We start from the raw sequence: 14,973 nt of genomic DNA, 5'->3' as shown, positions 1-14,973 counted from the left end.
AAGCGATGCATTTAAAAAAGATCGTCATTTCTGGTTTCAAATCTTTTGCCGATAAAATCGTTGTCAATTTCGATCGCGGTATCACAGGTATCGTTGGGCCCAACGGCTCCGGTAAGAGCAACGTCATTGACGCGGTGCGCTGGGTCATGGGTGAGCAAAATGCAAAAAATTTGCGGGGAGAAAAAGCCACCGACATCATATTTGCCGGCTCTGAGCGTCGCAAGGCTCTCGGCATGGCAGAGGTTTCTCTAGTCTTTGACAACACCGACGAGGATGCAATCTGCCCTCCCGAGTACCGTCATGAGCATGAAATCGTTCTGACACGACGTCTATACGCAGACGGTCAGCGCGAATACATGATCAACCGCAAACCCTGCCGCCTGAAGGATATCGTTGGGTTCTTTGCAACCACTGGACTTGGTGGCCGCAGCTACTCCATGATCCAACAAGGTCAGGTTGACCGGATTCTCAACGCCAAACCTGAGGACGTGCGAGAGATTCTCGAAGAGGCGGCGGGCACTACCGTATACAAAAAACGTAAAGAGGAAGCCGAGCGGAAATTAACGCAGACGCAGCTTAATCTAAGTCGTATAGACGACATCTTGGTCGAGGTTGAGAAGCATCTCGAGACGCTTAGTGGGCAGGTTGATAAGGCCAAAGAATTCAGCGAACTCAGCACCAAACTGAAAGACGAGGAAACCAGCCTCCTCGCTCATAATTACCATCACTTTAGTGAGCAGCAACGAGGTATTAAAGAGCAGCACGAAGGCGAAGTTGCTAAAGAGGCCGAAGTGTTGGCTCAGGTCGCGAATCTTGAGTCACGTCACACCGAGCTCCAAGGGCTCCTTGACGAGGCTGATCCTGAGGTGCAGGCACTTCAGGAAAAGATCACTATCGCCCGTGAGCGTATCGCCGGTGGTGAATCAACGCTGAAGAGTGCCGGCGAACGTATGGAGTACGGTACACGTCGTTTAGGCGCCATAGCAGAGGAGTTGGCCGAAGATGACGCCAACCTTAAGGTGCTTGAGTCGCAGGTTGAAAATGCGCGACGCGAGGTGAGTGCTGCCGAGCAAGGCGCTCATGAGCTAAATGAGGCGATTGCTAGCTTTGAATACGAGGTCGAGAGTGCTAACGAAGCGGCCCAGGTGTACCAAAGCCGCATGGATGAATTCGCGGATGAAATTCGCAACGTAGAGCGCTTAATCGAGAGCAATAAGTTTCGCACCGAGCAAGTCGATAAGGATCTCACTAAGGCGGAAGACGAGCGACGTCACGAAGACGAACGTCTAAATCTCTTGTCCGATGAAATCAAAACAGTTGCCGTCGATCTTAGAACCGCGGAGGAGCGCGCTGGCGCTACGCAGGCCGGCCTTGACCTTGAGATTCGCGAAAAACATGATCGCGAAGGTCAGGTTGCGCTGCGCTACCAGCAAATCAAAGAAGCCAATGTTCAGCGTGATCAGCTCAAGGAAAAATATCACACTGCTCGAGCGCGTTATAATTCACTTGCTGAAATTGAGGCCGGAGCCACAGACGTCAGCGGTACTCTCGCTACACTACGCGAGAATGAGTCGTCTCTAAATCGTTTAACTCCAGGACTCTTAACCGACTTCATCCGTTTTGAAGCCAACGCCAAAGAGCTTCCACCAAAAGCCATCGCCGCACTCGAGCGTTGGACCGAGAGACTGCTCGTTTCCGACTTAAGCAATTTCAATGAACTAGTAAGAATCGCCAATAAGCATAACGTCAGTACACTTCCTGTTTGCGTGTTGTCGCACGCGGAAGTTGTTGATCCGGCGGCGACCGCATCTTGGGCTGAAGTATCAGGTGCCGAGCCTCTACGTCGCTACCTTAGTCTTGAAGGCAAAGCGGACGCCCTGAATGGCCTCGATCGCGTGCTCGATAGGCTATACCTGCTCCCAGCTCTAGCCATCGGCGATGAAGAACTTGATAAGCTTCCGCACGGAGTGATTGTATTCACGGCGCAGGGTGTTTCGTTCTCAGATGCTGATGAATTTATCATCGGTGGCAAGAGTGCTGCTGGACTCCTCAGCCGTAAGACCGAATTGGAAGCATTGGCCGCAAGCCTAAAGGAATACGAGGGCGAGCTATCCCGCGCTCAGGCGACCATTGATGACCTCGAATATCAGATAAACCAAGATCGTCAAATCGTTGCCGAGATTGACAACAAACTGCAGCAACAGAACCGTGGCGTGCTTGAAGTCATGTCGGCACTTCAGGCTGTGCAGCAGCTCCACGACCGCAAGCAGGAGCTTATACAGGCTGCCTCGCAGGCTTTGGAACGTCACACAGCACACATTGAAAAGCTAAATCAAGAAAAAGAGGCTCTAGCTGTCAGCCGTTTCTCACTCAACCGAGAATTGTCCAACGCCAAAACAGAGCTCGCATCTGTAGAACAAGATGCCGAGGCCCTGCTGGACCGTAAAGAGGAGGTTCGTCGTCAGCACGAATCCAAGAAGTTGGAGATGGCTAGATCGGGAGCTAGGGCACAGGCCTTGCGCGATGGTTACCTCAATTCCAAAGCGCAGCTAGAGCTTCTGCAGAATAAATTGTCGCGGCGTTATGACGAGCGCCACCGTTTAGAGCAGGATATTGAAACAGCTCGCGATGAGGAAGTGCAGGCCAAATCTGCGATCGAGCAGTATATCCGTGAGCGTGATCTACTGCAGGAAGAGTTTGCGGTCCGTCGTGAGGCCAACGCTGGACTGATAGAGGAAACACGGGTTATTGACAACCGCTTAAGGTCACTGCGGGAGCAACATGCATCTTTGCAGAAGGGCCTCGCAGAACGCAATGTCCACCTTGAGCGTCTAAGAATGGCTCTTACTGGCGTGATGGAGCAGGCTCAGGAGAAATACCACCTGGATCTGACTAACTTCCAGTTTGAAATTGACAGTGAATTCAACCACGAAAGCCGTAGTCGCTCGGTCTCTAGGTTGCGGAACAAGATTGAGAGCATGGGAGCTGTCAACATGATGGCTCTCAAAGAGTTTGAGGAGAAGAGCGAGCGCCGTGACTTCATCACCAAACAGAAGGATGAGGTACTCTCGAGTATCGACCTACTTAAAGAGGCCATTACCGAGATCGAAGAGACCTCGCTGAGGAAGTTCCTCGAAGTATTTGCTCGCATTAATACTGAGTTTGGTCAGCTGTTCCCGATTCTCTTCCCGACCGGTGAAGGCAAGCTTGAGCTCACCAACCCCGAGAATCCGATGATTGGCGGTGTTGAGATCATGTGCCGCCTACCAGGTAAAAGCCAAAAGTCGATGAATCTCTTCTCAGGGGGAGAAAAAGCACTAACTGCTATGGCGCTGATCTTTGCATTACTCCGGACTAAACCTACGCCTTATTGTTTCCTCGATGAGGTCGATGCACCACTCGATGAGGCCAACGTTGGCCGTTATAACCGCGTGCTAGAGGCCCTGTCCGATCAGTTCCAGTTTATAGTGATTACTCACAACAGACGGACCATGGAAGTACTCGACGTCTTATACGGTATCACGATGCAGGAACCTGGGGTTTCGAAAGTTGTCGGTGTAGATATGCAAAAAGATCTGCCAGCTCATCTGCGCAAAGCTTTCAAAGATGAAAAAGCTGGTGCAACCGCGGGACAACCAGTCGCTACGAAGGCGCCGCCAGATCGCCAAATTATGGGTGCAACCTCACTTTAGATCCGGAGCAATTAAAGTGGCGTGACCGAATCAAAGAACTGATTAAGACCAATGGTCACGCCGCGCGTCTGAGTCCCTACTAAACTCCAGGCGTAGTCTAACCTGAACATCAGCCTGTAAACTTGGGGCACAGCGGCTCTAAAGCCCACCCCAGCGGCGACCCGCATCGTTGTACCCGCATCGTCCCAGCTTGCACCTGCCTCGCCGACATCAAGAAAAGTTGCCGTCTGCAGCCAAAGATATTTGGTTTTAAATTCCAGGTGCCTGAGTTCCAGGTTTGCGAATGCGGCATGACTGCCATAAAGAGCGCCATCGGGGATGCCACGCACCGTGTCCAGACCCCCTAGGAAATATTGACTCTGCAGTGAGTTGATCGTCGTCGCACCAATAACAGCACGACTGGCAAAATTCCAATGCGACCCCAGCATAGCATAGTAAAAACCCTCGAACTCGCCAGCACTTGCTATCGTGTCGGCAGTGAATACTGGACCAAAACGCAGGCGCAAACGCAGTCCTTCGTAATGCAACTGATCCACTAAGATATCGTTAAATAGTAGGGTCGGAAGTAGTTTAATTACGTGTCGCTTGGAGCTTCTGACAAATAGATCCTGCGGCTGGCTCAGTCGTGGCTCGGTCGGCAATTGCTCAAACCTACTCGGATTTTCCTGCACAGTCTCAAGATCACCACCCAGACGCCACTTATGAAGGCTAGCACCATGATCATCGTCTAATGCTAGTAACGCACGGATCCTTGCCATCCCCGTGTCCGTGCTCAGCTCGCCAACCTGCGTACCATTGCGACCAAACACCTGGCGCCGCCGAAACTCGCGCCAAAACTCCGCGCCGAAATAGTTACGATCGGCAGATGCACGAGGATTACGCCCATAGATCAGAAAACCTGGCGGTGCACTGCCATACTGTCTGGTCTCCGCTCCTCCTGTCAGCAAGCGCCCGAGTAGATGCACATCGTAGAAGCCGAGTACCCGCAACGGTATACCACCGCCATAGGCTCCCCTGACAACGGGGATCAGCGTCCATCTCTCCTCGACGGCGACTTTAAGTGCAAATTCATGATCTCTATCCTGCAGCGGCACTGCCGATACTGCCACCCAGGTAAAGACAGCGGTAGTCATGAGCTTGCGCTCCAGATCGTGTAGATCCGCAGCAGTCAAATCGACAGGAAATCTGAGGTCTAGGTATGAGCTCAGCCATTCAGGACTAGTTTTAGCTAAACCACTAAAGACGACATCAACCACGTGATAGCGAGGTTCCTGGGCTTCATCTGCAGCACCAGCTTGAGGACACCAGAGTGCCAACAAGCATAGTGCCAACCTACACCACCAACGCTTACAAGTAGCGGTCATTGTTCAGAAGGTAGTTGCGAACATAATCCGCCACACCATCCTCAATTCTGGTCATGGGATCCGTATACCCTGCAAACTCACGAAGGCGCGTCAGCTCAGCCATCGTATGATACTGATACTGCGCCCGCAGAGGCTCAGGCATCTCAATGAAGTCAAGCCGAGGATCCGCCACGTCCATCGCTTTGAAGACGGCCTGAGCTAGCTCGGCAAAACTACGGGCCTCTCCCGATCCGATATTATAGAGACCAGACTTTGCCCGCGACGCATGACGATAGAGGTGAGCCATAATCTTCACACAGTCTTTGACGTAAACGAAATCACGTCGCTGAGCTCCATGAGCATAGTCGCTACGATAGGATTTGAAGAGCTTGATGGTCCTACTGTTTTGCACTTGTGGCACAAATTGAGGAATCACGCTTGCCTGGCCACCTTTGTGGTATTCCTGTGGACCATATACGTTGAAAAACTTGAGTCCAGCCCAAAATGGTGGGGTCTTAGTTTGAAAACTCACCCAATGATCAAACTTTTGCTTACTAAACCCATATGGATTTAGCGGCCGTAGGCTTGGCACTTTCTTCATGTCGTCACTAAAACCCTCACTACCATCACCGTAAGTTGCAGCCGACGAGGCATAAATAAAGGGAATCTTATGGCGTGTGCAGTGCCTCCATAATTGGATTGAGTAATTGACGTTGTTACTCATCAGATAATCGCAATTAGTTTCGGTAGTAGATGAGCTCGCTCCAAGGTGAAATATAGCCTCGACGGCGACGCCGTCAGCGCCACGCTCGAGCCATGGTAAAAACTCGTCTTTATGTAGGGCAGTACGGAATGCTCTTTTGTTCAGATTTTGCCACTTATTCGCGCTGCCTAGTCGATCGACAACTAAGATATTGTCGATACCAAGATTGTTTAACTGCCAAAGAAGGGCGCTGCCGATAAAGCCCGCGCCACCGGTCACTATGATCATAAGTTCTCCTAAAGTCACAGAATTATAAGTTTATTTGCGCTATATTGTCAAAGGCAGGCACCCCTCCAAACGGGGCCATCAACCATTCTTAGCGAGGTAGGCGATGTCCGACACCAAACGACTTTTTATCGTTGATGCCATGGCCCTTGCTTTTCGCAGCTTTTATGCACTCGGTAAAAGCTCACTATCATCAAGCAGCGGTCTTCCCACGGGTGCCATTTATGGTTCAGCCATGTTTATGCACAAGTTGGTGGCCGAGGAGAAACCTGACTACCTCCTGGCCGTATCAGATACTCCAGAACCGACATTCAGACATGTACGCTATCCGGCCTATAAAGCCAACCGCGGTGAGATGCCCTCCGATCTTGAGCAGCAGATCCCCTACATATTCACGTTATTGGAATCTTTTGGCTGTCCGCTACTCAAAATATCAGGTCTCGAAGCGGACGATGTCATCGCTGCTGCTGCCAAGCGATTTTCCTCTCCTGCCCTACACACCTATATCGTCTCCGGTGACAAAGACTTTATGCAAATCGTCAGTGACCAAATCTTCATGTATGTTCCGAAAAAGAACGAAGACGCTGTCATCGTCGGACCACACGAAGTGCGGGAGCGCTTCCACTGCACACCTGACCAGATGATAGACGTACTGGCCATCATAGGTGACACGGTGGATAACGTACCCGGAGTTCACGGCATTGGTGAAAAAGGAGCCGCTAAACTCATTGAAACTTACGGCACCCTTGCAAAGGTCTACGAGCACTTAGACGAGATAACTGGCAAGAAACAAAAAGAGGCCCTAGTCCAGCACCGGGATGATGCCTTTTTATCGCGTGAGCTCGTCACTTTAAAGACTGACATCGATTTGCCCGTCGCTATCGATCAGCTCCGGTGCGATTGGCGGGTTGCGACAGCCAATCAAAACCTACTTGGTCTGTATCAAAAACTTGGGTTCAAGACCCTTAGTCAGCGGTTAAAAGATTCACTGTCTAAAGAAAGCCTATCAGACGCAGCGAGCGCACCCTCTCAGACACCAGATGCCCCGCTCACGATCCTTCATCCTGTCGCCGACGACGCCACCTTTGAGAGGTGCCTTCAAGAGCTGAGGCGTTGTGACTACGTCTCAATCGCGGTTGTTAGCTCTGGTAGCGATATCATCGCTGACCGTGCGACAGAAGTGGTTCTGGCAACTTCTACGCAGTCGATCTTTCAAATTCCACTCACTGAGGCAGGGATCTACTTCACACGGCATATCCTAGACCTACCTATTAATATTTGTATCCACGGTCTAAAGGTGGCACTGGAGGCCTTAGCCAATTGCGGGATTATCCCAGGAAAGACAATCATCGACCTGGAGATCTGCGACTACCTTATTGATCCAAACCACTATGATCACTCTCTGGAATCCATGCATGAACGCTACGCCATAGTGACCCCGCTCGATACTAGTCCTGGGCAAAGAGCCTTAGTGACGTGGTCTTTGTTGGCTCCTGTGACCAAAATGATACGCGATCTGGAGCTTGAGCATGTCCTACATGAGATCGAGCTACCTCTAGTTCCAGTGCTCTGTGATATGGAACGCCAAGGCGTATTTATAGACGCTGAATTACTTGCTAACTATTCCGATGAACTCGCCAAACTCAGCGCCAACCTTGAGCAGAAGATCCACGATGCCGCTGGTGCACCCATCAACGTCAATTCGTCAAAGCAGCTTCAAGAACTTTTATTTAATAAATTAAAACTGCAAGATGCCGCGGGCATGAAGCGTCTGAAGAAGACTAAAACTGGTTATTCCACTGATGAATCAGTGCTCTCGCAATTAGCATCCGTGCACCCAGTGCCAGATCTGATCTTGCAATACCGTACCGTGAATAAGCTAAAGAGCACCTATGTCGATGCATTACCGCAGTGCCTCAATCCTAAATCACACCGGATTCACACTCGCTTTAATCAGACCGTTGCAGCCACAGGAAGGCTAAGCTCGGACCGTCCAAATCTACAAAATATTCCAATCCAATCGCCACTGGGTCGCCGCATCCGCGAGGCCTTTAGGCCAGCAGAAGCTGACCATCTCCTGATCTCCGCAGATTACTCACAGGTGGAAATCCGCTTGCTGGCGCACCTCGCCAACGCTACCGATTTAATTAATGCCTTTAAGCTCGGACTTGATGTTCATAAAGTCACCGCCGCAAAAATATTCTCGATCCCAGAATCGGAGGTGAGTGATCAACTAAGATCCCAAGCCAAAGCCGTCAATTTTGGCATTATTTACGGCATGGGACCACAGCGGCTTGCGGCTCAAACGGGGGTCTCTCTGACGGCAGCTCGCGAATTCATTCACAGATATTTTGAAGTTTATCCGGGGATCAGAAGCTACACACTTGAGCTGATCGACTTTGCCAAAAGGCACGGCTATTGTTTAACGATGATGGGACGCAGACGACCAATTCCTGAACTGCGTGACGCAAACCAAGCCCTACAATCGCGCGGCGAAAATATTGCCGTAAACGCCCCAATCCAAGGTAGTGCCGCTGACCTCATTAAGCTCGCTATGATTAATGTGCACGCTACACTTAGAAAACAACGATTCAAGACACGTATGCTTTTGCAGGTGCATGACGAGCTCGTATTTTCTGCGCCACAGACGGAACTCGACGACGTCGTCCCGCTCATAAGGAGCGCTATGGAATCCGCAATTGAGACTCGAGTCCCACTCAAGGTAGACATTGGTTGGGGCGCAAACTGGCTTGACGCCCACTAGGTCCCTTTAGTGAAGGAACGAAAGCTCCAACCCTGCAGTCTGCTCGATCGTCGTAATGGGAGTCTTATATTGCTCCCAATCGGCGTAGTCATCGTTCGCTAAGCCAGCATCTTGGAAGCTATGAGAATCCTCGCAGGCCTGATCGTGATCGACGACTGGATCGGTCCCGGTAGAGGTGACGTTTGGCATCAACACCGATGTGAGAACTTGGGGCCTGCCGCTCTTATCCATTTTGACAATGATTTTGAAGTTGTGTGACGGAACTCCAATATCGTTATCCGGGCCGATGTGGGCCGGACTCTCACCAAAGACCGGTCCAGCAACGATAAAGAGCGTGTCATTGGTACCACGCACCAGCTCGCGTGCATGATGCTCCAAATGCTGCCAGGTTACCCTATTGAGATGAGCTGTCTGTGGCATCATGTTGGACATCAAAAAGGTCTGGCTGTTGTCGGCCACGTTGGCGGTACGATCAGCCGATGGGATCAGGTGCCCGCGATCGAAGCAGCTACCTTGGTATTCATTCGGCTCAACTGCGCGCCCGACGCCACGCTCACTGAGGTGGCGATGAAGTTCAGGATCGACAGCAAAGTTATTTTGCCGCTGCACTTTACCCATGTCAGCCATACTTAAACGCCAAGCAACAAAATTTGCCTGGCGGTATTGGTGGTTCCAAGAGATCACGTACTGCTTTCGCGAAATCATAACCTCTGGGTTAAGGCCGGCTGACGGGACACCGACGCTCACGTTGGGGTTGTGAGCTAGAGGGGTGTCGCCGATGAGTTTGCTGATACCAGAGGTTGAGATAGGAGGCACCGAGGATTTGGATGAGGTCTTGCTTGCGATCAAACTGCCAGAATTATGCTGTCCACAGGAGATGGTCACCGTCAAAATGACGCTATAACACACCCGCTTCAGGCAACACCAAACCTGGGCATCCATATCACCTCCGAAATGTCGTAGTGAAGATGTCGTGCGACGACCTTAACAAGTTCTAACATTTTCACCGTTACACCGTCCAGACTGTCGATGGTCAAATCGTGATAATTTTCTGTTAAGAGCGTTTTTTCAATGAGTTGGCTGCATCAAATGAGACTCTATGCCAGCTCAAGGATCACAGGAGCGTGGTCGGACGGCTTCTCACCTTTACGCTCGTCGCGATCTACATAGCAGCGGCGCAAACGCGTCTTGATACCGGCACTTGCCAGCAAAAGATCGATGCGCAGGCCCAAATTTTTCTGGAAACCGAGCATCCTGTAGTCCCACCAGGTGAACTGGGTCACACCAGGGTTAAGATCACGAAATGAATCGATAAAACCAAGATCCAAGGTGGCAGCCAGGGCAGCGCGCTCACGCTCAGAGCACAGGATTTGCCCCTCCCAAACTGCTGGGTCGTGGGTGTCCATGGGGGCTGGGGCGATATTAAAGTCACCCGCGACGATCACTGAGTCTTCAGGGTTATAGTGCGCCGCCAAATGTTGGCGCAGGCGCTCTAACCAGTTGAGCTTGTAGAAGTATTTCTCAGATCCGACGGTCTGACCGTTTGGCACATAAACCGATGCTACCGTCAGCTCGCCAAATCTAGCGCTGATGAACCGTGCCTGGGGATCGTCTACGTTGTCGTTAAGCCCCTTGATTGCTTCTAGCGGCAGCTCGCGACTAAGGAGCGCTACGCCGTTAAAGGCCTTTTGACCGTGAAATACCGCATGGTAACCAGCCGCTTCTATCGCCGCTAGGGGGAAGTTTTCGTCGATACACTTGAGCTCTTGCAGGCACACCACATCAGGGGCCCATCGGTCGAGCAATGCAAGTAATCGTGCCAGGCGCTGCCCGATCGAGTTGACATTCCAAGTGATGATTTTTTGCATGGCGACAATCCTCAAGTACACACGATCACGCTCAGTAATAGTTTAAGTTGCGGCAGGATTCCACTAGAGTAGGTGTGGCGTCAGACGACAAGGAAAGGTGGGCTATGTTTGGGATTGGTTTTTTTGAGCTAATCATTATTGCTGTTGTGGCTTTAGTTGTGGTCGGTCCGAAGCGTCTACCCGAAGTCATGAAACAAGCGGGGCGCCTGTTCGTGCATCTACGAAGGACCGCTAATGATGTGAGATCTAGCTTTGAGCAGGTGATTCGCGAGGCTGAGGACGAAATCCGCCGCGAAGAGGCGGAGTCCATCCGCAAATCTCTGCAACCAGTACAAGATGTGCGTCAAGAGCTACAAGGACTGCTACAAAACAGTGGCGATGTGGTGGAACACACAAAGGCTGACCAGCCTCAGGTGGACCAAAATCAGGCGGAGCAAACCCTGGTAGATCAGACTCCGCTTGTTGCTGCAACACCACCAGATCATCAACCGCAGGGTTCACACACCTTTAACCCAAACGGCCCTGGGCCCTTGCATAAGAGTTAATCCCAGTGGATCAGTTTCAAGTTAAAGCCGGACGCTATTTCTGTGAAGCGGTGGATTTAACTCAGTTAGCAAAAACTGAGGGGACGCCAGCCTATGTTTACTCGCGAGCCATGCTCAGACACCATTGTGAAAGTTTGCGCGCCGCCTTCCAAGGGTATCCTACGCAAGCGTGCTTTGCCGTCAAAGCGCTCAGTAACTTGTCTGTACTTAAGGAAATATTTGGTTGCGGCTTCGGCGCTGATCTTGTGTCAGCCGGGGAACTTGAACGCGCCCTCCTAGCCGGGGCCCCTGCGGATAAAATTGTATTCTCAGGCGTAGGCAAGCAAGCTCATGAAATTGAACGGGCCCTCAACGCCAACATCATGATGTTCAATATCGAATCTCCGTTTGAAGTCGAGATGATAGCTACCTTGGCTAAGACCATGGGCAAAGTCGCTGCAGTTAGCATTCGCGTTAATCCAAATATCGACGCCCAAACTAATGCCAAGATTACTACCGGTCTGTACTCAACTAAGTTTGGTATTGCCGAGCACGACCTACCAGCGCTTCTCGATGCCATTCGGCGGCAGCCCGGCCTAAAACTCGTAGCACTTGGATGTCACATTGGCAGCCAAATACTAGATCTCAATCCTCTGCGCGATGCCGCAAGACAAATGGCCGGACTCTGCCAGTCTGTGCGTCAGCTTGGATTCGAGCTCAAGCACATCGATATGGGAGGGGGACTCGGCATTCGCTATCGCCATGAGGATCCTCCAAGTGTACAAAGTTACGCCGCGACACTGATTGACGAGATAAAATCGACGGGTCTCAGTTTGATTATCGAACCAGGCCGATCACTTGTCGGAAATATCGGCATTCTCTTAACGCGCGTGATCAATGTCAAAAAGACGCCAGACCGTCATTTTGTCGTAGTTGATGCCGCCATGAATGACTTAGTGCGCCCGACACTATATGAGTCGTACCACACCATCGAGGGCGTAGTGACCTCACCTGCCCACGTCTCAGAGCGCAGTCTCTGTGACATCGTCGGTCCCATTTGCGAATCCGGCGACTATCTCGGTAAGGATCGCCTGATGACCCTACCCAACCCTGGTGACCTTTTAATGGTCCGCGGCTGCGGAGCATATGCAGCGTCGATGGCCTCTCAGTACAACAGCAGGCCCAGAGCCCCTGAACTTCTGGTCGACGGCGGTGCCTACAAAGTCGCTCGTAAACGAGAAACCCTTGCATCTCTATGGGCTGATGAAAATGACGGCCTGGGATAACTCCCCAGCCTAGAATAGTTATCCACAGGTTATCCACCACCGCGTGATCACACGCGGCGGCTCAAGATATCAGTAAGGATTCAGACAGAGGCCTGGAACTGCTTGTTGACGAAGTCCCAGTTCACGATATCCCACCAGCCATTGATGAAGCGGGCACGATCATTGCGGTAGTCGATGTAGTACGCGTGCTCCCACACATCCAGGGTCAGGAGCGGCTTGTGCCCACTGGTGAGTGGGGTTTCAGCATCCTTGGTCTTTTCGATTGCCAAGGTGCCGTTAGGGAGCTGGGTCAACCAAACCCACCCGGACCCAAATAACCCAACGGCAGCATCGGAAAACTCAGCCTTGAACTTGTCAAAACTGCCCCATTGCTTATCGATGGCGTCTTTCACCTTGCCGCTAACCTTGACGCCATGCGGTGCAAGGCTAAGGAAGAAAAACGTATGGTTCCAGATCTGAGCGGCATTGTTGAATATGCCGCCTGGCTTACTGGTCTTTACGATCTCCTCAAGAGATTTCTTCTCGAGGTCGGATCCAGCAACCAGTTTGTTGAGATTATCAACGTAACGCTGATGGTGCTTACCGTAGTGGAACTCGAGAGTTTCGCGCGACATCACGGGAGCGAGGGCATCAAGAGCATACGGTAGTTCAGGTAGCTTGAAGGTCATGAATAGTCCTCACAATGGTTCGGGTGACCAGGTTGGTAACGCCAACTATACGTCGTTATTCCTGTCCCCACTTACGTATCATCTGCACTAATGCCAGGACTTCTTCCTGGCTTAGGATTGAGCCCCAAGCAGCCATGCTGCCGCTAAGCCCAACTGACTGGCCGCCATACGTAATGACTTTGACAATGTGTGCGTCGTCCACTTTTGCATGCCACTCTTTGTCATGTAAATTCCGGGGCTTAGGATTTAGAGCCAAACCACCCGCACCGTCCCCGTAACCTTTGGCGCCATGGCAGTTTGCGCAAATGGTTGCATAGCGTTCCTCGGGATTGACAACTTTGGCGCCACCAGTAGCCGGGACCTCGCCCGTTTCCGTCAGCTTCTGCTCTGGCTTGACCGACTGCTTCCACTCTGCAGCAGATTTTGCTGTATACCGGCTGGGATCGTACTGCTCCAAACAGGAAGCCAAGAGTACTGCCAAGCTCGCTGTCACCAACCATCCAATAGAGCGGTTCAAACGCATCGCAACTCCAATCCAAAAAGCGACTACTCGCCCCGACATGTTAGCAGAGACTATTATGACTGCCAACGATAAGCCAGCCTTGCATTGAACAAGGTGAAATCTCGATCAGCATGGCCATCTGCCCCCGGATAGTAAAAGTTTACATAATGCCGGTCAAAACTGGCGCTGAAATATTCGAGGGAGAGATCAAGATTTGGTGCCAAGGCCGTACCCAGCCCGATGGTCCATGCCGTTTGATCTAGAGAAGTATTGCCTTGCGCCCCGGCGACGCAGCCTCCATCGGCACCAAAGTCACACAACCGAATGAGGCTACCACCCTGGCTGGTGATACGCCGGGTCGAGTAGTCACCGGCAAGATACATACCGGAAGAAAAATTATGCCGAAAACTGAGATTGAGAGTCGTCCGCTGGACGCTGCTTTGCACCCCCTCCTCCTCGACAAAATACAAGTCAGGGTCAAGCTGACAGCGGCCCTCAGCGATCTGAGCTACGGACGGGAATCCGCCTTTATCGGCAACGAGATCCTTGGTTAAGTTCGACTGCCAGCCAGCACCGAGGCGCAGGCCTTCAAGGCCCACAAGGGCACCGCTGACTGTCACCCCAACGGCCGCCCGTCTGGTGCTATGACCCCCGCCTTTGGTCCCCTCGTCCACGTTGATACCACAGCGTTGTTTCAGAACCCGCCCGGTGTAAATTTGCTCCTCCGAGCCGAGGTCGTTGCCGTTAGCTGCCCCAGCGAGACTCAGTTGCAAATGTTCGAAGATGGTGACCTCCGCGCGCACCCCAAAGTATTGCTGGGGTGTGACGGGTCTCACAGTTTGCCCCTCCCCGTTACCAGCAGCCAGTACGACGCGCGTCGGAATCAACGCGTTCAGATTGTAATCAAGGGTCAGGGCGAGTTGCTTCCACCCGGCATCCATCAATTGATTCGCCATCGCCAGACCACTCACTGCTGGCAGTAACGTAGCCCCCTCGTAGCTCCTCAGTGACAGCTCCAGGCTTGGACGGGCAATCCACGTCAGTCGAGCTTGATCGATGATGCCCATGGCTGAGTCGCCGGCGGCGGGCAAGTTGGCGCGCAGAGGCGACGTGGCTCGGGAAGGGCGGGGCGTGGCAAAGGGGTCCAGTCTAATTTTGGCACTCAACGTTGGACTGGACTCCTGATTCAAATCGACACTTAGCCCAGATAGACTTAAGCATTGCTGCGCGGAGCCATTGGTGGCGTTGAAATCATGCATACAATCGACGCGTAGCCCCAGCACCGGTGTTGCTGCGGCAGCTGCAGAGACAGTTGCTGATTGACCCATGGCCAGTCTA

11 protein-coding genes are annotated in these 14,973 nt (G+C 52.0%); 4 read left to right on the top strand and 7 right to left on the bottom strand.

The features are described from left to right. The first annotated feature begins 5 nt into the window (after positions 1-5). Positions 6-3,692 carry a chromosome segregation protein SMC gene (gene smc / locus FJ146_00285; protein MBM4250391.1) on the top strand — a complete coding sequence of 1,229 codons (3,687 nt, stop codon included), beginning with the start codon at positions 6-8 and terminating at the stop codon, positions 3,690-3,692. A gap of 11 nt (positions 3,693-3,703) precedes the next feature. Here smc and FJ146_00280 read toward each other — a convergent pair whose 3' ends face one another. Further along, on the bottom strand, positions 3,704-5,023 hold the full coding sequence (locus FJ146_00280; GenBank protein ID MBM4250390.1) for a hypothetical protein: 1,320 nt from the start codon (positions 5,021-5,023) through the stop codon (positions 3,704-3,706). Between the two features lie 16 nt (positions 5,024-5,039). Then, positions 5,040-6,026: an ADP-glyceromanno-heptose 6-epimerase gene (gene rfaD / locus FJ146_00275; protein MBM4250389.1), complete on the bottom strand. Its 987-nt coding sequence runs from the start codon at positions 6,024-6,026 to the stop codon at positions 5,040-5,042. A gap of 103 nt (positions 6,027-6,129) precedes the next feature. On the opposite strand from rfaD, the gene polA reads away from it, so the two are divergent. Then, on the top strand, positions 6,130-8,787 hold the full coding sequence (gene polA, locus FJ146_00270) for a DNA polymerase I (GenBank protein MBM4250388.1): 2,658 nt from the start codon (positions 6,130-6,132) through the stop codon (positions 8,785-8,787). A gap of 6 nt (positions 8,788-8,793) precedes the next feature. On the opposite strand, the gene FJ146_00265 is transcribed toward polA, so the two are convergent. Continuing rightward, on the bottom strand, positions 8,794-9,729 hold the full coding sequence (locus FJ146_00265; protein ID MBM4250387.1) for a DNA/RNA non-specific endonuclease: 936 nt from the start codon (positions 9,727-9,729) through the stop codon (positions 8,794-8,796). Positions 9,730-9,884: 155 nt separating this feature from the next. After that, a complete protein-coding gene (xth, locus tag FJ146_00260; protein ID MBM4250386.1) occupies positions 9,885-10,655 on the bottom strand; it encodes an exodeoxyribonuclease III in 771 nt (256 codons plus the stop codon). A gap of 74 nt (positions 10,656-10,729) precedes the next feature. Between xth and tatB the strand changes: the two genes are divergently transcribed. Continuing rightward, the gene (gene tatB, locus FJ146_00255) at positions 10,730-11,200 is read left to right on the top strand and encodes a twin-arginine translocase subunit TatB (protein MBM4250385.1); all 471 of its coding nucleotides are present in this window, start codon (positions 10,730-10,732) and stop codon (positions 11,198-11,200) included. 5 nt (positions 11,201-11,205) lie between these two features. Continuing rightward, a complete protein-coding gene (lysA, locus tag FJ146_00250) occupies positions 11,206-12,465 on the top strand; it encodes a diaminopimelate decarboxylase (protein MBM4250384.1) in 1,260 nt (419 codons plus the stop codon). 80 nt (positions 12,466-12,545) lie between these two features. On the opposite strand, the gene FJ146_00245 is transcribed toward lysA, so the two are convergent. The 3 genes from FJ146_00245 to FJ146_00235 are packed head-to-tail and all read right to left on the bottom strand — an operon-like array spanning position 12,546 to position 14,963. Then, complete coding sequence (locus FJ146_00245; GenBank protein MBM4250383.1) at positions 12,546-13,133, bottom strand: superoxide dismutase; 588 nt, start codon at positions 13,131-13,133, stop codon at positions 12,546-12,548. A 55-nt stretch (positions 13,134-13,188) separates the two neighbouring features. Beyond that, positions 13,189-13,695 (bottom strand): cytochrome c, encoded by a 507-nt coding sequence (locus tag FJ146_00240; protein MBM4250382.1) that lies wholly within the window; start codon positions 13,693-13,695, stop codon positions 13,189-13,191. A gap of 14 nt (positions 13,696-13,709) precedes the next feature. Next, a complete protein-coding gene (locus tag FJ146_00235; protein ID MBM4250381.1) occupies positions 13,710-14,963 on the bottom strand; it encodes a hypothetical protein in 1,254 nt (417 codons plus the stop codon). Positions 14,964-14,973: the final 10 nt, after the last annotated feature.

It is taken from the genome of Deltaproteobacteria bacterium, from assembly GCA_016874735.1.
Taxonomy (GTDB): domain Bacteria; phylum Bdellovibrionota_B; class Oligoflexia; order Oligoflexales; family CAIYRB01; genus CAIYRB01.
The sequence above is the reverse complement of the archived record's forward strand: the minus strand, read 5'-3'. Positions and strand labels throughout refer to the sequence as shown.

Excerpts from the sequence above, each read along its gene's own strand:
- FJ146_00235 (MBM4250381.1), bottom strand. The coding sequence starts at position 14,963 with ATGGGTCAATCAGCAACTGTCTCTGCAGCTGCCGCAGCAACACCGGTG.
- FJ146_00240 (MBM4250382.1), bottom strand. The coding sequence starts at position 13,695 with ATGTCGGGGCGAGTAGTCGCTTTTTGGATTGGAGTTGCGATGCGTTTG.
- smc (MBM4250391.1), top strand. The coding sequence starts at position 6 with ATGCATTTAAAAAAGATCGTCATTTCTGGTTTCAAATCTTTTGCCGAT.
- xth (MBM4250386.1), bottom strand. The coding sequence starts at position 10,655 with ATGCAAAAAATCATCACTTGGAATGTCAACTCGATCGGGCAGCGCCTG.
- rfaD (MBM4250389.1), bottom strand. The coding sequence starts at position 6,026 with ATGATCATAGTGACCGGTGGCGCGGGCTTTATCGGCAGCGCCCTTCTT.
- polA (MBM4250388.1), top strand. The coding sequence starts at position 6,130 with ATGTCCGACACCAAACGACTTTTTATCGTTGATGCCATGGCCCTTGCT.
- FJ146_00245 (MBM4250383.1), bottom strand. The coding sequence starts at position 13,133 with ATGACCTTCAAGCTACCTGAACTACCGTATGCTCTTGATGCCCTCGCT.
- FJ146_00265 (MBM4250387.1), bottom strand. The coding sequence starts at position 9,729 with ATGGATGCCCAGGTTTGGTGTTGCCTGAAGCGGGTGTGTTATAGCGTC.